The 18,898-nt window shown below is 49.1% G+C and carries 15 protein-coding genes; 7 read left to right on the forward strand and 8 right to left on the reverse strand.

The window, feature by feature from the left end; all coding sequences use genetic code 11:
* The first annotated feature begins 320 nt into the window (after nt 1–320).
* A complete protein-coding gene (locus ACUZ8J_RS15180; protein WP_446694277.1) occupies nt 321–1,481 on the forward strand; it encodes a sensor histidine kinase in 1,161 nt (386 codons plus the stop codon).
* Nucleotides 1,482–1,525: 44 nt separating this feature from the next.
* Entirely contained in the window at nt 1,526–2,203 is a 678-nt protein-coding gene (locus tag ACUZ8J_RS15185) for a response regulator (protein WP_446694278.1), read from the forward strand.
* A gap of 139 nt (nt 2,204–2,342) precedes the next feature.
* Here the strand turns inward: ACUZ8J_RS15185 and hpf are convergent, their stop codons facing one another.
* The gene (gene hpf, locus ACUZ8J_RS15190; RefSeq protein WP_011716246.1) at nt 2,343–2,699 is read right to left on the reverse strand and encodes a ribosome hibernation-promoting factor, HPF/YfiA family; all 357 of its coding nucleotides are present in this window, start codon (nt 2,697–2,699) and stop codon (nt 2,343–2,345) included.
* A 230-nt stretch (nt 2,700–2,929) separates the two neighbouring features.
* Nucleotides 2,930–4,498 carry a methyl-accepting chemotaxis protein gene (locus tag ACUZ8J_RS15195; RefSeq protein WP_126512716.1) on the reverse strand — a complete coding sequence of 523 codons (1,569 nt, stop codon included), beginning with the start codon at nt 4,496–4,498 and terminating at the stop codon, nt 2,930–2,932.
* 423 nt (nt 4,499–4,921) lie between these two features.
* Here ACUZ8J_RS15195 and ACUZ8J_RS15200 point away from each other — a divergent pair, with 423 nt between their 5' ends.
* The 5 genes from ACUZ8J_RS15200 (at nt 4,922) to ACUZ8J_RS15220 (ending at nt 8,410) form a co-directional block, all read left to right on the forward strand.
* Nucleotides 4,922–5,290, forward strand: a complete 369-nt coding sequence (locus ACUZ8J_RS15200; RefSeq protein ID WP_446694279.1) for a DUF3649 domain-containing protein — start codon at nt 4,922–4,924, stop codon at nt 5,288–5,290.
* A 1-nt stretch (nt 5,291) separates the two neighbouring features.
* Nucleotides 5,292–6,974, forward strand: a complete 1,683-nt coding sequence (locus tag ACUZ8J_RS15205) for a PepSY-associated TM helix domain-containing protein (protein WP_446694280.1) — start codon at nt 5,292–5,294, stop codon at nt 6,972–6,974.
* Nucleotides 6,971–7,321, forward strand: coding sequence for a DUF3325 domain-containing protein (locus tag ACUZ8J_RS15210; protein WP_011621934.1), 351 nt, complete (start codon nt 6,971–6,973; stop codon nt 7,319–7,321). The genes ACUZ8J_RS15205 and ACUZ8J_RS15210 overlap by 4 nt, the downstream gene beginning before the upstream one ends.
* Nucleotides 7,322–7,420: 99 nt before the next feature.
* Nucleotides 7,421–7,858 carry an OsmC family protein gene (locus tag ACUZ8J_RS15215; RefSeq protein WP_126512710.1) on the forward strand — a complete coding sequence of 146 codons (438 nt, stop codon included), beginning with the start codon at nt 7,421–7,423 and terminating at the stop codon, nt 7,856–7,858.
* A gap of 129 nt (nt 7,859–7,987) precedes the next feature.
* Nucleotides 7,988–8,410 (forward strand): hypothetical protein, encoded by a 423-nt coding sequence (locus tag ACUZ8J_RS15220; protein ID WP_126512708.1) that lies wholly within the window; start codon nt 7,988–7,990, stop codon nt 8,408–8,410.
* A 106-nt stretch (nt 8,411–8,516) separates the two neighbouring features.
* On the opposite strand, the gene ACUZ8J_RS15225 is transcribed toward ACUZ8J_RS15220, so the two are convergent.
* The 6 genes from ACUZ8J_RS15225 to thrA form a co-directional block, all read right to left on the reverse strand.
* Entirely contained in the window at nt 8,517–11,798 is a 3,282-nt protein-coding gene (locus ACUZ8J_RS15225; RefSeq protein WP_446694281.1) for a S41 family peptidase, read from the reverse strand.
* 207 nt (nt 11,799–12,005) lie between these two features.
* Nucleotides 12,006–12,917 carry a substrate-binding periplasmic protein gene (locus ACUZ8J_RS15230; RefSeq protein ID WP_446694282.1) on the reverse strand — a complete coding sequence of 304 codons (912 nt, stop codon included), beginning with the start codon at nt 12,915–12,917 and terminating at the stop codon, nt 12,006–12,008.
* A gap of 134 nt (nt 12,918–13,051) precedes the next feature.
* Nucleotides 13,052–13,321, reverse strand: coding sequence for a hypothetical protein (locus ACUZ8J_RS15235; protein WP_041412956.1), 270 nt, complete (start codon nt 13,319–13,321; stop codon nt 13,052–13,054).
* 290 nt (nt 13,322–13,611) lie between these two features.
* On the reverse strand, nt 13,612–14,895 hold the full coding sequence (gene thrC, locus ACUZ8J_RS15240; protein ID WP_446694283.1) for a threonine synthase: 1,284 nt from the start codon (nt 14,893–14,895) through the stop codon (nt 13,612–13,614).
* 65 nt (nt 14,896–14,960) lie between these two features.
* Complete coding sequence (thrB, locus tag ACUZ8J_RS15245; RefSeq protein ID WP_446694284.1) at nt 14,961–15,899, reverse strand: homoserine kinase; 939 nt, start codon at nt 15,897–15,899, stop codon at nt 14,961–14,963.
* On the reverse strand, nt 15,896–18,364 hold the full coding sequence (gene thrA, locus ACUZ8J_RS15250; RefSeq protein ID WP_446694285.1) for a bifunctional aspartate kinase/homoserine dehydrogenase I: 2,469 nt from the start codon (nt 18,362–18,364) through the stop codon (nt 15,896–15,898). The genes thrB and thrA overlap by 4 nt, the downstream gene beginning before the upstream one ends.
* Nucleotides 18,365–18,898: the final 534 nt, after the last annotated feature.

The following is an 18,898-nucleotide window of genomic DNA, read 5'->3' on the forward strand; positions in this document are numbered from 1 at the left end:
CTTTGGGCGGGGTTGAGTAATCGATTTTTTGAAGCACAAATCGCTACGCACGCACCGCCGAAGCAGTTGTGGTCGTAGTGTGGGTGAAGTAAACGGCAAATTTGTGCATAAAGCCAAATTATGCCAGCAGCTTAAGAAGATCAAGCCAAGTTTGATGACAATTTAATGAAATAAATCAAATTGCTTATGAGGCCACTGACGCTGAAACTGTGTCATCTTTGCCACATTGACAGTTAGTTAGTTTAGTGACTGAGTCGTTTAGTGACTTATTGCATTCTTGCCTTAGAATGGGTGCAACATGAATAAAAGGAAACCAATCAGTGCAGGGAAATCGATTAATCAGAGCAGAAACTATGCTGATTGGCGCAGGCAGCCTCACCTGGGCGCTAGTTGCTTGGCTAGGGCTCAATCAGGATATGCAAGCAAAGCTCCCCACGCTCGCGACCTTTAGCCATATCGCCCTGTATTCCTTGTTTATCTTGCTCTTCTGGTTATTAACGACACAGAACTTCCCTCGAAAAAACCTCAATCTAAGCAGGCTGTTAAGCACCGCACTCGTCGGCAGTGTCTTCGGATTGATGCTGTTGAGTCAACATCCATTGCTCCCCATTCTGCTGGTAATTTGGGCTTCGCTCTTGCCAGAATTTTTTAATCGCCGCGTCGCAATAGCACAAATCTTATTGGCCAATCTTGGTTATTACCTGATCCTGCACACCCAAACCTCAAACAGTGTGATGATTAATGTGCTTATTTACATGGGGTTTCAACTGTTTGCCTACAGCAGTAGCCAAGCGAGATTATCCGAGCGCGAGTCTCGCCGGATACAGGAACATCTTAATCAACAACTTATCGCCACCAGAGCCTTGCTGAGCCAAACGAGCGAGCAGCAAGAAAGGTTGAGGATCTCACGGGATCTGCACGATATTCTCGGCCACCAGCTCACGGCGTTATCGTTGCAACTTGAGCTCTTAAGTCATCAAGCGCCTTTGGAGCTCAAACCCACAGTCAATCAGAGTAAATCGCTTGCCAAGGAATTATTAGAGAGCATCCGCGCCGTAGTTCGGGCGCAGCGGGTGAATATTGGTCTCGATTTAACGCCGCCGCTCGATGCCATTGCAAGCCGTTTGCCCAATGTTAGCCTGCGGTACGAATCGTTAATGCCGCTCCAGTCGACTGAACTGGCACAAGCCTTATTGCTCGTGCTGCAGGAGGGGATCAGTAATGCAGTGCGCCATGGCCATGCCAATCAACTCACGCTGTCGATGCAAGAGGAGCAGGCGGAGCTTATCATTTGCCTTAAAGATAATGGCCAAGGAATTAGCCAAAGCCCCTCTCAGGGCGTTGGGCTAAGTAGCATGCAAGAAAGGTTATCCCCCTTTCACGGCAGTGCGCGTTTGCAAGCTAATCACACAGGCGTAGATAGTTCGCGTACTCAAGGCTGCTCGCTAATGATTCGTCTGCCGCGCGGCAACGCATTGTAATGCGCCATGTAAACCGACACGCTTAATCAAGGAATGAATCCCCCATGGAATCTCAGCATAAAGTCACAACCTATCGTCAGCCCACGGCGCGCACTATCAGAGTAGGATTAGTGGAAGATCAGCAGCTTGTGCGTCAGGGTATCGCCAGCTTGATAGCCATCTCACAGCATATCGAGGTGAGCTGGCAGGTAGAGAATGGTCAAGAGGCGCTAAAACGGCTGCAAACCGAAGCCGTAGATGTGCTTTTAAGCGATATACGTATGCCAGTGCTCGATGGTATCAGCCTGCTAAAACAGCTTCGCGCCGCACAAAACCCCATACCAGTCATTATGTTAACCACCTTTGATGACAGCGAATTGTTTTTAAATAGCCTGCAGGCGGGCGCGAATGGCTTCTTATTGAAAGATGTCTCTCTGGATAAATTACTTGAGGCCATCGAAACCGTGGCTCAGGGCGGACACTTGATTGAACCATCAGTGTTAGAACAGATGCAGCAATCCTCTGCAACAGCGCAAAGCGGCCCGACTCACGACTTATTATCCGAACGCGAGCGGGCGATCTTAGGTTTTATGGCGGGGGGATTTTCCAATAAAGAAATTGCCAATGCAGTGTTTTTGGCCGAAGGCACGGTCAAAAACCATGTCTCCACCATACTGGCTAAACTCGATTGCCGTGACCGCACCCAAGCCGTGCTTAAGGGGTTGCAGCTCTCTTTGATTTAAGAAATGCGGCAAGTTTAAGGGTTGGCTTATAAATGCTAGGCTCAAAATATTCTGCCTTTAACCATTTGATTTAAGACAAATCGCAGCCAATAAAAAAGGGCCAATTGGCCCTTTTTTATTGCATCCTAAAGCTTAATTCCTAGCGCAAATCCATCTCTTGGATAATTTCGTGGGCGATAGGTGCCGTGGTGCAGGTTGGCTTTTCATGTAAGTCCGCCTTCAACTGACCTTTACGGTGTTTTAGTGCTGCATCCAGTTTTTTGGCTGCGGCGGCAATCGCGGGATACATGATTTCATCCGTACCCGATGCTGAGATGCGACTACCTTCGTAATTTGTTCGAATTTCAACCTGAAACTCGCCATGCTCCTTAGCAATAATGATATCGAGGCCGATGAGTGTGGGGAAATGAGTGGCGATTTTAGAAAACTTTTCGTTAACGTGTTCTTTTACAGAATCAGTAACATCGACATGGTGACCAGAAAGATTAATTTTCATAGGGTGTCCCTTTTAGTGTCTTTACTTTTTTTCGCTTCACTATTAGAGCTTGGGGCATGGCAAATAAAACACAAGCCCCCTAGACAAATATTTCGAGCTAAACGGGTATTAGCAGTCTCTAAATGTGAGACTAATCAAAGAAATGACACGCGAAGGGAACTTAAAAAACAGCTAACTGGTTGATTTATAATCGGCAACAAAAAATAAACCAACCAGTCAAATAACAAAGGTTAATACTTACGTTGTACGCTCTGCTGCCAAAATTGCTGTGACAGATGGTGGGTTTTAGTGGATAAGCGCGAAACCTGATCACCCCTCGCCGCCGCATCCTGTGTCTGCTCTAAACTCTGCTGCGCCAAATCGCTGATCACATGGATGGCTCGGCTGATTTCCGCTGCCACCGATGCCTGCTGCGTCATGGCTGCGGCATTGTCATCACTTAAGGAATTGATGCGCGCGATAGAAGATAACAACTCGCCAAAGGCAATGCTGGCATCCTGCGCCAAGGACACAGAGCGCTTGACCTGTTCCTGTCCGGCCGTCATGGTTGAGGTTGCTTTTTGTGTGCTGTCTTTAAAGCGACTAACAATCAGCTCAATTTGTGAGGTCGACTGGCTGGTTCTGCTAGATAACTGCCGGACTTCATCGGCAACGACCGCAAAACCGCGACCGCTTTCCCCCGCCCGCGCCGCTTCAATCGCTGCATTCAGTGCTAACAGATTGGTTTGATCGGCAATCGCGCGGATCACTTCTAGCACTTGATGAATCGCTTGGCTGTCCTGCTCAATCGTTTGCACCACATCGGAGAAATGGCTCACCTGTACACTCAGTTGATGTATCGCCTCGATAACGGTTTCAAGCCGTGAATGACCGCGCTGCGCCGCCTCATGGCTAGAAACCATCTCGGATGCGGTGCGATGGATATTATCCGTTACCTCGGCAAAGCTGGCGCTCATTTGCTCCATTGCCGTTGCCGCCTGCGTGGTTTGCGCGCTCTGGCTATCGGCATGTTCCCAAGTATTGGTGATGGTTTGTTTCAGATTCACGCTCTGCTCTTGGATCTCACTGGCAGAATCCGCCATTCGGCCCACTACGCCGCCAATTTCGGTGATCAAAAATCGCAGCGCCAGATCTAGCTTACCGATTTCATCTTGCCTGCCGGTGTAAATCCCCATAGCAACGGGATCATCGATAATATTGCAGGCCACCTGCACTAATGCCTGAAAGGGCTGCATGAGCATGTACCACAGACCCAAGGCAAGCAGTCCACCAGCAAGGGCGGCTAAAATGGGCGAATACGTTGCCAAGTAGGCGGTTAGTGCGATGGTAAACAACATCGCCATGAGTATTTTTCCGCGAAATCCTAAGCGGTCTTTTTTCAGCGCCTTGGGCTGTTGTCCTTGATTGATCCCTTGATAGATTTCCTCGGCCGCCTTGATTTGTTCTGGCGTTGCTTGGCGGCGAACGGATTGATATTCATGAATTTTGCCATTTTCGTACACTGGGGCGACGTAGGCATTCACCCAGTAATAGCCACCGTTTTTTGTTCTATTTTTGACAATCCCCATCCAAGGTTTGCCGCTTCTTATCCGTTCCCAAAGCATTTTAAAGGCGGCTGATGGCATATCACCATGGCGCACTATGTTATGCGGGCTCCCCTGCAACTCGGCAACGCTATATTCACTGATCTGCGAAAAGGTTTGATTGACATACTTTATGTTGCCTTTGAGATCGGTCGTCGAGAGGAGAATAGCGTTTTCGGATAGGTGTTTTTCACCATTTTTTGAATGTGTTTGCATAGGGCGCACTAACGGATTCCATGTGAAAGTTGCGCCGCATTTTGCCAAAAGCACAGAACGCCTGCTTTGATTAAGCTCACAGTGAGAGCATAAAAATTAACCAAATTCTAAACAAGCAAGATCAATCACATCAATAAAACCAAACATTTGTGACAAATTGCACATTATGAAATGTTTGCCGCGTAAACGACTCCTACCTGATGTTTACGCTGTCACAAATTCGTTAGGGATCTCACAGATAAACGCAAATGATATTGTTTATCATTTAAGTAAACTAGGTTATACTCCAAGCAGAGTAGCGACTCTCCTTTGCTCATGCACCCAAGTGGACTGGGTTAGGCATAAGAACAATCAATGGAGTGGTATGCATGATATGGCACATCGCCATAACGGTTTTAATATTGACTGAAATAAGCAGCACTTATGTCTCATATCCCAGTTTCCAATATACCAACATCAGCAGCCTCAGCTTCCGCTGTGACGAGTTATTTTCACGCCGTCATTCGCTGGATTAAGCAAGACCAGACCCAGTTTGGTTTGCAGGTGTTTGTGCGCGCCACTGCCGCTTTATTAGCGGGTTATATCGCTGCGGCAACACTAGCCTGTATGTTGACCCAAGTCCTGCCAATGTCTCGATTTGAAAGCACCTTAACCGCCAATATGCTGGCCTTTTTGTTTTATGCCATCGCCATCATTTACGCCTTCTGTGTGCGTAAGACTTGGCATGCGTGGCGTGACTTAAGCCTATTTAGCCTCCTGTGTTTTACTCTGCTTAAGGTGTGTGGACAGTAAGATGAAAGAAACTTTTTTTAGAACCCTCTCCTGGCTGCACACTTGGGCGGGTTTGCTCGTGTGCTGGGTATTACTGCTGATTTTTTTTGCTGGTAGCCTGAGTTATTTTCGCCATGAAATGAGCTTGTGGGCCGAGCCAGAGCTCCACCGCGGCGCGTTTCAAGACTATCAAACGAATCAAGTAGCGAGTCAGCTTGACCAAGGTCAAGACTATATTGAAGCGCATTCCGCTGCGACAACCCAACGCTGGTTAATCAATTTCCCAACCGATAGAAGCCCCATGCTGAGCTTTGCGTGGCAACTGCCGCCTGAAAAGGGTCAACGCCGAGGCAAAATCGAGCAGCATGTCACCAAAGCCGATGGCAGTGGCATGATCACCGATGTCCGCGACAGCCGCGGCGGTGACTTCTTCTACCGTTTACATTTCGACCTGCACTACATGCCAGCCATTACGGCGCGCTACATTGTGGGTGTCTGCACTATGTTTATGTTGATTGCCCTTATCAGCGGCATCGTTATCCATAAGCGTATCTTTAAAGACTTGTTTAGCTTTCGTCAGAACAAGGGCGCTCGCTCTTGGTTAGATGCCCATAATGTCAGCTCTGTGATTGCCCTGCCCTACCATTTAATGATCACCTATACCGGCCTCATCACTTTAATGCTGATCTATATCCCATGGACGGTAAGCACGGCTTATCCTGAGGATAATCAAGCCTTTTTAAAAGAGCTCAATCCGGCAAGACAAACAGAAAAAGCCTCGGGCATTCAGGCAGAGCAAGTGCGCTTAAGCCAACTGCTGCCGCAAGTTCAGGCTGAATGGGGCGATGCACCTATCAAGCAGGTGATTGTTTCCTATCCGAAAGATCAAAATAGCCAAGTGACCTTCTACCAAAATACCGGTAAAGACGTCACCGATGAATCAACACTCCTAGTGTTTAACGGTGTCACGGGTGAACTCAAGTACGCCAGCCCCCATGAGATGTCGGCAACCGTCGTGACCTACGACACTATGATGTCACTGCACACCGCGCGTTTTGCCGCGCCACTGCTGCGTATTTTGTTCTTCTTCTGCGGCTTACTCGGCTGCGCCATGGTCGCAACGGGTACCTTAATGTGGGCGATTCGTCTGCGCCAGAAGCAGCAAAAGGCAATCGATAAAGGCGAGAAAGCGAGCCGTGGTCTGCGCTTAGTCGAAGGATTAAACTTCATGTTTATCTTAGGCTTGCCCTTGGGCGCGGCGGCATTTTTCTATGCAAACCGCCTATTACCAACGGATTTTGCCGCCCGATCAGCCTGGGAAGTACACAGCTTCTTTATCGCCTTAGGAGTGATGGGCGTATGGGCATTTTTCGGTCGAAGCCGACGCCATTGGCAATTCGCCTTGATGCTTATCGGAGCGCTTTATTGTGTACTGCCGCTGTTAAATGCGGCCACGTCTCCGAGCCACTTAATTGATAATATCCGCAGCCAACAATGGGCACTGGTGGGGTTTGATGTGCTCGCGCTGTTACTGGGCTGTGCCATGCTTTTTGCCAGCACTCGACTCTCGGCCGTGGTGAAAACATGGCAAAAACCGAGTCGAAAAAATACCGCAACCGTTGAAAAAGTCAGGAGAAAACAACCTGATCCGAGTTATGCTAACGAACTTGCCTCGTCGTCTCCCTTGGAGGAAGCAAAATCATGATGCCAGAATTTATCCCAGTGCTCGGCATTCTCGGGCTCAGTTATCTCTCCCTTGCGCTGTTTGCGTTAGCCAAGTTTGGCCATTTTAAGGATGTGTTTAAGCGCCCGCCATCGCAGTGGCAGAGCCGCCTGTTAACCCTGTTTGCTTGGCTGTTATTAATCATCAGCCTAAGTACCTGCGCCCAGGGACAAGGTTGGGCCTATGGCAGCATTTTGTTTATGGGGATCATCTCGCTGGCCGCGATGCTTGTGATTTTGACCCTAAGCTACAGCCCGCGCCATCTTCCCATCGGTATAGTCACCGGCAGTGTATTGACTTGCAGCTTACTGTTAACGGGTGGGATCTAAACCGTTTCCAAGGCGGCGCACTAAACTGTGCGCCCCATGCTGGAGAAGTCTTTTTAGCTAAGCTATAGTGCCCTGATGTCCTGCAATGAGGAGAAAAACATGGGCTTTAACTTAACGGTGAATTGGCAAACCTCTCCAGCCGAAGAAGGCGAATTCTGCCGTGACCACAGCATTACGTTTGGCAGCGGTCAAACGATTCAGGCATCTTCAGCCCCCGAGTACAAGGGCAATGAACACTTGGTTAATCCAGAGGAAAGCCTGCTTGCAGCCTTATCCTCCTGTCATATGTTGACCTTCCTCGCCATCGCTCATCTTAAACGTCTCCCTGTCGTCTCCTATGTCGACGAGGCTTCGGCTGAGTTGGGGAAAAACGAGGCTGGCAAGCTTGCGGTCACAAAAATGGTCTTAAATCCTAAGGTAGTGTTTGCCGAAGGTGTCGAGGTTTCTGCTGAGACTCTTGAGAAAATTCACGAAAAAGCACACGCAAACTGCTTTATCGCCAATACGTTAGCGACAGACATTCAAATTAAGTTTTAACGATTTGGGGCAAGTTTATCGCGATAAACTTGCCCTCTCCGATGACCTATTTCCCCACCCGTTCAGCTTAGCTCAAGCTCAGTTACCGTATGATAACGCCATATCGCACGCTCACACTCGAGGTCAGCTATGCAAATCCAAGCCTATCGTAATACCGCAACCCCCTATCAACAGCCAGCAGCAACAGCCACGACGAGTACGGCAGCAGCCGCCCCCGCCAGCGCGAGTACTGTGACCCTGTCTAATGAAGCGAAACAACTGTCGCAGGTGGACCCGATCCCACAACCTCATGCGCCAGACTTAAGCAAAGTGAAGGCGGGTGTTGAGCAATATGCCCATATTCAAGCGACCAAAATGAAATATCAGGTTGCATCGGACATGGTCAATATCGCGATGGGAACGAACGATGGGATTTCGGCTCCCACGGCTTACTATTTGAGTCACAACGATTCGGCTAGAGCCGCAACTGTGGGGCAAATGGCCAATCAACAACAGGTCAACACCCTGCAAGCCTATGTTGATGCCAGCGAAAACATTAATGAGTGGGCATAAAAAAAGGTGTTGTCTCGGGAACCACAAGACAACACCCTAACATTGAACCAAGCCAGCTTAACTCGGCTAACTTAAACCTTAGTTAAATTTCTATTTTTTAAGCTAATTACTTAGCTTTTATGTCTTCTGCCATTCCTTTCGCCGGCATAGGCTGCGCCTTCAATGCGGGGATAGGCTGCTTAATCAACTCATCCTTAAGATAGCTGATGGCCGTTTCGAGCTGCGCATCGTGGCCATTAAAGGTCGCAAAGGGTAAGTTATCCACCTCGATATCCGGTGTTACCCCATGTCCTTCGAGTACCCAGCGGCCATCCATCGCATATTGCGGATATTCGGCGACCCGCGCCATGCCTTTATCTGTGAGTGAATTACGACCCGATAACCACACGCCAGCGCCCGCAGTTTGCTTACCAATGAGCGGAGCAATGCCCAGCGCCTTAATCCCCGCCGAGAAGGTTTCACCATCTGAGTACGTTAGCTCGTCGGTTAACACCACTAAATGGCCACGGAAGGTTTGCTGCATATTGGTATTAGGCGTGCCATGGGTTGGCTGCCAGAATGCCCAAGCGCGGCGCAACAGTTTTTCGATGATCCAACTATCAATATTGCCACCGCGGTTACGGCGCACGTCAATAATCAAACCGTCCTTGTCGTAATTGGTGTAAAACTCGCGGGCAAAACTCTCAATATCGCCGCCGCCCATGGCGTATAAATGCAGGTAACCAATCTTGCCCTTACTCGCCTCGGTCACGACACCTGCGTTGTGGTTAACCCAATCTAAATAACGTAATTGGCTATCGACCTGAGTGCTAACCGGCATCACCACGGTTTTATGGTTTTGGCCGCCGCGTTTAAGCTCGAGTAATACCTGCTTATCCTGCTGATTACGCAATAAACGAGTCACATCGGCCACATTAGTCACAGGAGTGCCATTGATGGCGAGTAACATATCGCCTTCTTTCGCATCGACTTCGATACGGCTTAAGGGCGATGCCTGGCTTGGCAGTTCAGGATCATTACGATAGATATGGGCAATTTTTACCCCATCGTTAGTTTGTTGTAGCCGCGCGCCTAAACTCGCGCCTTTGGCCGCGTCTGGGTCTTTTGGCAGATCGCCACCCCGCACTTGCGAGTGCAACGAGTCTAGCTCACCCATCATCTGCATAAAGATATCATTCAACTCGTTACGGTCAGTCAAACGGTCAAGTAGCGGTTGGTACTTGGCCTTGGTCGCCTGCCAATCGAGGCCGCGCATCTTCTTATCGAAGAAGGAGTCCCTGTGCATTAACCAGGCATCTTCAAACATTTGTTGCCATTCTAGGGTGGGTGAAATCGCTAATTGCCACTGATCCGTTTGCACCTTGGCGTTTTCGGTATCCCCCAACTTGTCGCCCGCATCGACGATAAGCAGCGACTTTTCATTGCTTTTTTTGCGCAGCAACAACTTGCTACCATCAGCGGACACACTGTAGTTCGCCACGTCTTCGGCAAACACTTCGGCTTTAGGACGCTGCTCGCTAAACTTAATCGTCATTAAGCTAGGCTCGGTGTCATCGCCAATGGCTTGGTCGAGCACATAGAGACGACCATCAATGGCAGTTAACTGGCTGTAATTGCCAGAATCGACAGGCACTTGCCATAAACGCTCGCCAATTCCCGCCCAATCAATTTTTATCGGCGTCGGTTTATCTTTAGAATCTGCCTTTTCCGTCGTCTTAGCCGTCAGCTCTGTGGGCTTGCTAAAGGGGAACTTGGCATTCTTCACTAAGGCAATCGCAAAAATCTGGCTACGTTTATCAAATACAGGCCCCATATTGCGGTCGCCCCAAGGTGAACTTGGTGTTGCAGTAAACTGGCGATTAGAGAGGAAATATAACCACTGGCCATCGCTGCTAAAGGTCGGCGAATAGGACTCATACTTGTCACTGGTGAGCGTTTGTGCCTTATTTTCGTCCACAGAATACAGCACGATTTGTGGCCTTTGCTTACCGATTTCGGATTTAGTTAACGCGATAAAACGACTGTCGGCCGACCAGCGAATATCTGCATAGGGGCCAAGCCCTTCACCGTTGCTGATGATTTTTTGATTGGAATTTTTCTTCAGATCCAGCAACCACACATTGCCATCGTTATCGTCGTGGGCAAGGTAGCGGCCATCGTTTGACAGACTCAGCGTCATTCTTAAGGTATGGCCATCTTTGGTGAGTTGCTTCGCGCCGCTGCTGCCATCGGCAGGGAATTGCCAAATTTCCTGTTGGCCACTCATGTCACTGATGGCATAAACCGATTTACCATCCTGACTCATAATCGCATTGCGCACGCGATAGGTACCAGGCAGTGCCACTTGCACTAAACGTGAACCATCAATTCCCGCAATCGCCACATGGCTACGGGCGGTGATCACCACTTTATCGCCCGCAAGCGCAAGGTTCGCTGAGGTCGCATAATCCATAGGATCTTTTACCCAATGTTCGCGGCGCTGGGCGAAATCGGACGTTAATTCAATATCTAATAATGAGTCTTTGGCAGAGGCGATATCAAAAACATGAATATCGGCGCCCTGCTGGAACACGACTTTCCCTTGGTCCATGCGCGCGCCGCGCACCTGCCAATCTTTATATTGGGTCAACTGTTTCGCGTCACTGCCATCCAGAGCCATGGACCAGAGATTGTCGTTACCATCGCTGTCGCTGATAAAGTAGAGTCTGTCTTGCCATAGCATAGGCTGACGCACCGAACCTTGATGCTGACCACTGAGCAACTGCGCCTCGTCTTTGCCACCGAGTTTAAAGCGCCATAACTCACCCTTAGCGCCGCCGCGATAAACCTTAGCGTTGTCGCCGGTGACCTGCAGGCCAAAACGGGTAAAGTACACATATTGATTATTGGCATCGACCACCCCTTCCACCGCATCGGCAAGTGGTAAGTCGGTCGTCGCCAAGGTCTCTGGATTCACCAGTCGCAACATCCAATTGTTCGCAGGGCCAAAGCCACTGTCGGTGGAATAAAGCACTTCGCCCTTTGCGGTCCAGCCTTGCACGCGCACTCGGCTGTTTTCGAAACTCACTCGTTTGGCCACACCACCCGCGACAGGAATGACATAAACCTCACTCGCGCCCTCATAATTGGCGACATAAGCCACCCATTTACCATCGGCGGAGATGGCCGCACCTAACTCTTCGGCGGGTAAAGTGGTCAGGCGCGTCGCCGCCTTTTGCCCGAGCGTTTGAGTCCAAAGATCGCCTTCGGCCGTAAAGACTAAGGTTTGGTCATGCAATGCTGGCGCACGGTAATAACCTTGATTGCTGGCAGGTTGAGCGATGGCGTGGGCTGCGGACAAAGTGCCAAGGGCGAGCATGCAGCAGGCAACAGAATGACGAAGTTTCATGTGTAATCTCTATCCTATTGTTATTGTTAGCAATGGACTTTCTAGTGGGCGTGATTGACGAATGATGACCCAAAGTCTGGCAAAGTAATCCCACAAGCTAGCAGAAATTGATAGAGAGAGCAGTAACTGAAGGCAACAGAAGTTTTAGCAAATGTGTCATAGGCTTACCATTTGCTATACCGATAATCTTAACGGTATTTCTCAGGTTTAATCGAAGGTGAGTAAGTCGGCATATTGCGCGGAGAGCGAATTAAACTGATGGCTGGTTTTCGTTTGCTGCGCCAACGAAATTTGCTGCCATTTATATACAATTCGGGCAATTTCCCCGTTGGTACTTAACGCCTTAATTGCAGCATTAAATTGCTTTAATTGCGCTGATGAAAGGGTTTGTTTGCTGAGCATTAAGTGAATTTGGTTGCGGTCCAACACTGGCTTTAGCGGTGATAACCTCACCCCTTGATGCTGACTGGCGATATAAGGCATGGCCATGGCATCACCAATAATCAGATCCGCACGGCCATAGGTGAGCATTTGCACTGACTTATCGGCATCGGGACTGAGTATCAACAGGTGCTCTTGCTCCAAGCGCTGCCGCGTCTGCTCATAATCCACCCCATACCAACCACTGATAGGCACCAACAAACGCAGTTTCTGGCTAAAAATATCCTGCCACTGGGTTAAGCGGATCTTGTCTTTGTTTTCATCCAATACAAACAGGCGTACTTCTTCATTACGGTAGGCAGCGGAAAATAAGGCATATTCTTCACGTTCAGCGGTTTTAGTGGCGCCCATCATCATGTCTAAGGAGCCACTTTTCAGCATTTGATGCGAACGCTTAGCCGGCACATTGATAAAAGTGACCTCGCAGCCAAAGTGTTCGGCAAAGGCGCGAAGCAGCTCCACATCTAACCCCTGCGCCTCCCCCTGCGGATCTTCCCAGGCATAGGGCGGCCAATCGTTATAACCCACTTTGAGGGGATTTAAGCAAACGGGCGCTCTGGCCTCAGATGGAACACCTAAAGCGGGGAAAATAAAAATACATAACAGCAGGATATGGCTAAGCTGAAAAACGAACCTAGGCACAATAGTCGCCCCATAATCGGTTATTCTCGTCCTCATCGAGAATGTCTAACGCAGTGAGTTTACCGTTAGAGCCGCGGCGTTCCCATCGCCTTCCTAAGCTTAGTCTGCATCAACTGAGGATGCCATCGGCTTGAACTCCCGTAAGAAAGCCATCGCTTAAGGTATCCGATTTAAAGCAGGCACTTATAGACTATCGCCACCACTTTGGTTGGTTCGCCCATATCCGTTTGCAGCCACACTATATGGGTGCCTCCTAACTCTTCTCCTTGTAAGGCGGCGGATTGTTTTGCTTCGGCAAGGTTATTGGCATGGCGACTCACACCTGTGACTAGCGCAAAACTGTCACAGTGAGTCACTTCAAAATCATAGGCTTCGTTAATGCGCCGTGGTAATTGAGGGGGTTCTAAGGCGCAACTTGAGAGAAAAAAGATAAGGCAAATCCCTGATAAGGCACATTTAAACAAAACAGTTTATCCAATTGTTAAATCCTAAATAGGCGGGCGAACATAACGAATTCGATTCAACTTAATTGTGAAGCAACTCACATCCCTTTAACGACAACCAATACACTAAGTTACAAATATTAATTTGATTTCATATGGTTATATAAAGGTTTGATAATCACTGTGGATGATAAGCTTTGATTAATTCTCTCGAGCCTCATTTACACTTGTAAAAAAGGGAGTCAATCGACTCCCTTTTACCTGTGGCTTAATGGCGATTAACCACCTCAGCTTAACACCGCAAATAAATGTGACTTTAACTGAGCAAAATCGGCGGCTAATTCAGCCGAGAGTATGGGTTTATGCTCCACCGCTTTAAGTTCTGCAGGCAGAGGTAAATCGAGGTTAAGCTCTCTATCTACGACGTCCTTAAACTTGGCAGGATGCGCCGTACCTAAAAATATCCCCACTTCATCAGGCACTAAGTTAAGCGTTAAGGCTCTGGCTGCAATCGCTGCATGGGGTTCGGACACATAACCTTTGGCATGTAACTCGGCCAGCGCCTCCGAGGTTTGCGCCTCTGATAAACGAATCCCCACTAGGTCCGCCAATGGCCAACCGAGTTTCTCGCAAATGGCCTCGACGCGCGGCCAGTTACTTGGCTCGCTCACATCCATCGCATTGGACATAGTGGCTTTAGTAGGATTAGGCTGCCAATCACCACTCTCTAAATAACGTGGGACAGTGTCATTGGCGTTGGTGGCGGCAATAAAACGTTTAACAGGTAAACCCATGGCTTTGGCAAACAAGCCCGCGGTGAGATTACCAAAATTACCACTGGGCACGGCAATCACAGGATCGGCCTCATGGCGCTGTTTCGATTGGGCGACCGCTTCGAAGTAATAACAAATCTGTGCCAGCAAACGACTGATATTGATTGAGTTGGCCGAGTTTAAATGCAAGCCATCACGCACATCGCTATCTTCAAAAGCCTGTTTGACTAAGTGCTGGCAAGCATCGAAATCGGACGCTACTGCCACAGTGTGAATGTTCTTACCTAAGGTGGTGAACATCTTTTCCTGTAGCTCACTGATTTTGCCCTTAGGATAGAGCACGACTACATTGACTTTATCTAGGCCATAAAAGGCATCGGCCACCGCCGCCCCAGTGTCACCCGAGGTCGCGGTTAGAATGGTTAAGCGCGAGTCTTGAGCAAAGGCATTGATGCATTGCGCCATAAAGCGCGCACCAAAATCCTTGAATGCTAAAGTTGGCCCATGGAAAAGCTCGAGGCACGAGCGCTGCTCATCGACCGCCACCAAGGGCAAATCGAAATTAAAGGCGCGCTCGACCAGTTTATCTACCGCGTCTTGCCCAAGCTCAGAGGCAAGCCAAGCGCCGAGCACTTTTTTACTGCGCTCGACAAAAGGCATCGCCAGCAGCGCCTCGATATCGTGCAACACAGGGATTTGAGTAGGAAAAAACAGCCCTCTGTCTTTACCGAGTCCTAATTGCACCGCTTCCTTAAAGCTCACTGTCTGCGAAGGGTGTTTTAAATTATATAGTTCCATGCTCACTCGACCTTATCAGTGCCAAGCCTTTAGGCTTGGGCTTAATGCTTTTAAAAGTAAGAAAATTAATCGACTCGGCGCGTACCTTGCTCATCGAGGCGGCACACATGGGCAAAGCCCCCCGCTTCAGTCAGATAATGAGCCTCTAACCACGCCTTGGCGGCGTTAGCGGTCGCAAGATCGTCTGTTACCGAAAACAGCGTTGGCCCACTGCCGGAGATGCCAGTGGTTAACATGCCTAATTCGGCCAGCGCCGCCCTAGCGTTGTCATAACCCGGTATCGCCGCCGCGCGGTAAGGTTCGGCCAACACATCCTTCAAGACTTGAATCGCAAGCTTGGCGTTTTGCTGATAAGAGGCGTGCACAAAGGCACTCAAATAACGCCCAAAATCGATTGCCACGGACTTATCGTATTGTTCTGGCATGAGTTTACGCATCATGGCCGTTGAGAGTGAAATCCCAGGATACGCCACCACCCAATACCATTGTTTAAAACTGGGAATCGGCTCACAGATAGCACCGGGCACATTGAGCATCAGCTGCATGCCGCCCAAATAACAGGGCGCGACATTGTCATAATGCACGCTTCCGCTGATCTTGCCCTCAAACTCGCCCATGAGTTCGAGTAGCGCTTGTTTATCGTACGGTCGTTCGAAATGCTCATTTAACGCGTAAAGAGCAGCAACCACAGAACTGGCGCTCGAGCCTAAGCCACTGCCGACGGGCAAGTTTTTCTCTAGGGTTAATGCCACGCCTTGGTTTTCTTTTCCAAGGGCTTTTAAGAAAAACACCGCACATTGATGAACGATATTATCCTCCGGATTGTTGGGTAATTTATGCGCCCAAGCACCCACTTGAGTAAGGCTCACTCCCGCATCCGCCGCTGCAATCGTGACCCTATCGCCCAGTAAACTGCCATCGATGGGCGCTAGTGCTGCGCCCAATAAGTCAAAGCCCACACCCACATTACCCATAGAGGCGGGAGCGTAAACGGTCAAACTCATACACTCACCTCACGAGTCCAATTTAAGGTTCTTAATACATCGGCAAAGGCGCCAGCCGCAGTGACCTCTGTACCCGCACCATAACCACGTAGCACAAAGGGAATCGGCTGATAATAACGGCTGTAGAATGCCAGGGCATTTTCACCGCCTTTTACGCTATAGAGCGGATCGGTGGCATCGACTTCGGTGATACGCACATAGCACGCACCTTCTTCAATCTGCCCCACATAACGCAGCACTTTACCCTGCGCTTTCGCCTCTGCCACTCGCGCCGCAATAGCGGCATCAGCCTCGGGTAAACGCGCCATAAAACTTTCCACATCGCCTGAATCATCAAAATCGTCAGGCAAGACTGAGTCGACAACGATATCACTTAGCTCAAGTTTCAAACCCACTTCACGGGCTAAGATCAGCACTTTACGCGCCACATCCATACCACTTAAATCATCACGGGGATCGGGCTCGGTAAAGCATTTTTCCCGCGCCAGTTTAGTCGCTTCTGACAGTGTCATACCCTCATCGAGTTTACCGAAGATAAAGGATAAGGAGCCTGACAAAATACCGTTAAACTTGTGCAACTTATCGCCAGCAAATAACAGTTTTTTCAAGTTATCGATAACGGGTAATCCGGCGCCAACGTTGGTCTCATACAGGAACTGACGACGTTGCTTTAATGCTGTTTGACGCAAAGCTTGGTAATAGGCGTAATCGCGAGTGTTGGCCTTTTTATTCGGCGTCACTACGTGCATGCCCGCGTTCATCACCTCTAAATACTGGTTCGATACTTGATCGCTTGAAGTACAATCCACCAGCACAGGGTTTAATAATTGTTGCTCTTTCACCCAAGCCAGAAGCGCCGGAAGATCGCTTGGCTGCTGACTGTCGGCAAGCAGGTTTTGCCAATTATTTAAATCGATACCCGCACTATCGAGTAACATCTTGCTTGAATTCACTATGCCGCAGACACGAATGCTAATGTGCTGCTCTTTTAACACGCTCGCCTGATGTTTGATTTGTTCGAGTAGACCTGCGCCAACATTGCCGCAACCCACTAAAAACACATCCAAATATTGCTGCACATCGAAAAAACCCTGATGACAGGCGGCAACCGCATGCTTGGTCTTTCGCTGCTCGATTACCGTTGAAATAGAACGTTCAGAAGAGCCTTGCGCAATCGCGATGATATTCACACTCGCCTGCGCTAACGCTTGGAAAAACCGCGCCGCCACACCTTTATGGGTACGCATGCCATCACCGATCAAGGAGACGATTGCTAAGTCATGGCGCATTTCAATCGGCTCGAGTAAGTCACTTTTGATTTCTAGCTCAAACTCTTGCTCCAGCGCCGACTTCACTTTGGCGGACTCGCTTGTAGCCACACAAAAGCTGATGCTGTATTCGCAAGAACTCTGGGTGATGAGTGACACGGAAACGCCACTACGGGAAATCGCCGCCAGCGTGCGGCTCGCCATGCCGACCATGCCCTTCATGCCGGGGCCTGATACATCAAACATGGTTTGATTATCCAGATTAGAAATGGCCTTCACCTGCAAACCGCTTTCATCGGCCTGATTCGATACCAGAGTGCCAGGCGCATCGGGGTTAAAACTGTTTTTGATATAACAGGGAATATGAAACTGGGCGATAGGCGCAATGGTTTTAGGATGCAGCACCTTAGCCCCAAAGTAAGACAGCTCCATCGCCTCTTGATAACTGAGCTGTGACAACAACTTAGCATCGGTAACAACCCGAGGATCGGTATTGTATACGCCGTCAACGTCGGTCCAGATCTCACAGCTTGAAGCATCTAAACAAGCGGCCAGCACGGCTGCGGAATAGTCAGAGCCGTTACGGCCTAAGGTCACGACCTTGCCGTCTTCATCGGCGGCAGTAAAGCCAGGCATCACCCAAACCCGTTTTTCATCGAGGGCAAGATTTTTGAATCGCGGTTTACTGACTGCAATATCCACCACGGACTCGAGTGGACGACCACGGCCTAAAAACAACTCACGTGGGTCTAGCTGCGATGAAGTAATACCTTTGGCCAGCATGACTTGCTCCATCAAAGCAGCAGACAAACGCTCGCCTGCAACCACGATTTCGGCGCGCACCCCGTCAGGGCATTCCTGCAGCAGCGTAATACCGCGTAATCTGTCCTGCCAACGTGCAAGCTGCGCACTCAGTCCGGCGAACAACACTTCGCTTTGACTGCTCGAGAGTCCAGAACTGACCGCATCCTGATAGAGCGAGGTAAACACCCGCTCAACGTGTTGAATGACTGGCGAATAATCTTCCCCTTTGACCGCCACATCGACCATTTCTAGCAAGGCGTTTGTCACTGTCGCGGGCGCAGAGAGCACAGTAGCCACAGGTTCTGCTTTCGCCGCCTTGGCCACGATATCCGCCGCCATTGAAAATCGCTGCCAATTTGCAAGCGAGGTACCACCAAATTTCATAACTTTCATCTTGATCTCCTGTACCGCGCCCGACTAAGAAACATAAGCTAGAAACAAAAAAGCCCGCTTCTTTGTGGGAAGCGGGCTCGTCGTTAAAATTCTTTAGGGTGTATCAGCCCGCCCCCACTCTGGTTGTAGTGGTGGTTGTAATAATGGTAATTACTACAAAACCTAGGCTATGCATACGTTTGGGCTAATCCATGTCAATGTGATGTAAAACAGAATTGCCTTTTTCACCTAGCCTTGTCAACCCCCTAACTGGATTATTTATGAACAAATCTTTCACAGCCTCAAATTCGCCTCTTAACATTCATTAATATCAAGTTTTCCTAGGGTAAAAATGCGATTTCATCAATTGAAAACTGTTGACGTAAACGTAACGCTACACAAATACACCTGCTTTTAAACATTTAAATTCAATTAATTATATCAAGCATGTCGTAATACCTTTAGATTAAGCTATGTAAATCCACTTTCGAGGCCAACAAACCACAAGTGATATCCATCAACAATTTGGCGTAAATTTCTCTCCAAATGGCTGTT

This window comes from Shewanella sp. Koi 1, from assembly GCF_052907445.1.

What these genes read in the sequence shown, in the direction of transcription:
- ACUZ8J_RS15220 (WP_126512708.1), top strand. Translation starts at nt 7,988, where the DNA reads ATGCAAATCCAAGCCTATCGTAATACCGCAACCCCCTATCAACAGCCA.
- ACUZ8J_RS15195 (WP_126512716.1), bottom strand. Translation starts at nt 4,498, where the DNA reads ATGCAAACACATTCAAAAAATGGTGAAAAACACCTATCCGAAAACGCT.
- ACUZ8J_RS15225 (WP_446694281.1), bottom strand. Translation starts at nt 11,798, where the DNA reads ATGAAACTTCGTCATTCTGTTGCCTGCTGCATGCTCGCCCTTGGCACT.
- ACUZ8J_RS15200 (WP_446694279.1), top strand. Translation starts at nt 4,922, where the DNA reads ATGTCTCATATCCCAGTTTCCAATATACCAACATCAGCAGCCTCAGCT.
- ACUZ8J_RS15215 (WP_126512710.1), top strand. Translation starts at nt 7,421, where the DNA reads ATGGGCTTTAACTTAACGGTGAATTGGCAAACCTCTCCAGCCGAAGAA.
- thrC (WP_446694283.1), bottom strand. Translation starts at nt 14,895, where the DNA reads ATGGAACTATATAATTTAAAACACCCTTCGCAGACAGTGAGCTTTAAG.
- ACUZ8J_RS15210 (WP_011621934.1), top strand. Translation starts at nt 6,971, where the DNA reads ATGATGCCAGAATTTATCCCAGTGCTCGGCATTCTCGGGCTCAGTTAT.
- ACUZ8J_RS15205 (WP_446694280.1), top strand. Translation starts at nt 5,292, where the DNA reads ATGAAAGAAACTTTTTTTAGAACCCTCTCCTGGCTGCACACTTGGGCG.
- ACUZ8J_RS15185 (WP_446694278.1), top strand. Translation starts at nt 1,526, where the DNA reads ATGGAATCTCAGCATAAAGTCACAACCTATCGTCAGCCCACGGCGCGC.
- hpf (WP_011716246.1), bottom strand. Translation starts at nt 2,699, where the DNA reads ATGAAAATTAATCTTTCTGGTCACCATGTCGATGTTACTGATTCTGTA.
- ACUZ8J_RS15230 (WP_446694282.1), bottom strand. Translation starts at nt 12,917, where the DNA reads ATGAGGACGAGAATAACCGATTATGGGGCGACTATTGTGCCTAGGTTC.
- thrB (WP_446694284.1), bottom strand. Translation starts at nt 15,899, where the DNA reads ATGAGTTTGACCGTTTACGCTCCCGCCTCTATGGGTAATGTGGGTGTG.
- thrA (WP_446694285.1), bottom strand. Translation starts at nt 18,364, where the DNA reads ATGAAAGTTATGAAATTTGGTGGTACCTCGCTTGCAAATTGGCAGCGA.